1 protein-coding gene is annotated in these 1,371 nt (G+C 29.4%); it reads left to right on the top strand.

The features are described 5' to 3' along the window. Nucleotides 1-217 precede the first annotated feature (217 nt). Nucleotides 218-1,111, top strand: coding sequence for a hypothetical protein (locus tag ACJJVO_RS00320; RefSeq protein WP_405569019.1), 894 nt, complete (start codon nucleotides 218-220; stop codon nucleotides 1,109-1,111). Nucleotides 1,112-1,371 lie beyond the last annotated feature (260 nt).

Below are 1,371 nucleotides of genomic sequence, written 5' to 3'. Positions count from 1 at the left end.
AACAACGTGTATAATTAATTGCTTTGTTCTAGCCTACTTGCGAAAATTCCTGCGGAATTTTCACGGGTTCGTAAAAGTTTGCTAAATTAGTTGCTGAACCACGCAACTAACCATACACAAACACGTTGACACACATTTGAAAATAAGAACATTGAGAAAAATTTACTTACTGACTTTAATGTCAATTATTTTATTTAACTGCCAAAACAAAACGGAATTGAGAACTGATTTACAGCCAATTTATTCAGATTCGAAAAACGCTTTACAAGGAAACAATCTGTATGGAAAAGTTAAAAAAATTAAATATTACAAAACAACTTTTCAGAACACAGGAAATGAAGATAAACCTATTCTGAACAAAATAGAAGAATACACCGATTTTGGGGAATTGAAAAAAGTAGAATACTTCGATAATTATGGAGAAATTACACAAACCAATGTTATTGATTACAACAAAAACCAAGAGTTCATAAAAAGTGTTTCAATTAACAAATTAAACGAATCGAATATTGTTCAAATTTCAGAATATGATACTATCAAAAACACGAGTGAATTGAGTGTTTTCGTTAATGATACAATTGACCATAAAACAACTTTTTATTATGGAAAAAATGATTATCAAATAAAACGAATTTCTGTTAAAGGAAATGATACGACTGAAGTAAACAGCGAACAAACCTTTAATCATAATAATAAACTTGTACTTGCAACTCAAAAAGAAAAAGGAAATGACAAATCAGCAACAACTATTCGCAACAAGTATGACGACAACGACAATTTAATTGAGTCTTCACATAAGACAGAATGGGTTGAAATGATAAGCGAAACTGAATGGAAAAACGGACGAATTTCTAAACAAACTTCTTATACAATATCAGCCGATTTAAAAAAGCATTTAAATAATGTTACAGAGTTTGACATACTTTACAATGTAATCAACTCAAAAGAATATGAAGATTCAAAATTACATCGTGAATTAAAATTTGACTATGAATTTGATGAAAATGGGAATTGGATTAAGAAAAATGTATCAATGAAAGAACATTTTAATAATTCAAAGGAATTCGTTCCAATTTATGTTGATTCGAGAAAAATAAGTTATTGGAAATAAAAAACGATTTGCCAACACCGTATATAATTTATTGCTGTTTATCGTCTACTTACGAAAGTCCTCGCGGACTTTCTTGGTCGGTAATTATTTACTAAATTAGTTGCTTGAAACACGCAACAAACCATATACAACAACGTTAACTACAAGTTTGCCAGACCAATAAACATCCTTCAAAGATTGATACATTTTAACTTCCAATATTAGAAAATCACTCTGTGGAATCCCTCAATCTGAAAAATATTGTGCATAATAAATAGACC

Source organism: Winogradskyella sp. Asnod2-B02-A, from assembly GCF_045063645.1.
Lineage (GTDB): Bacteria > Bacteroidota > Bacteroidia > Flavobacteriales > Flavobacteriaceae > Winogradskyella.
Note: the sequence above shows the minus strand (reverse complement) of the source record. Positions and strands in the feature narration are given on the sequence as shown.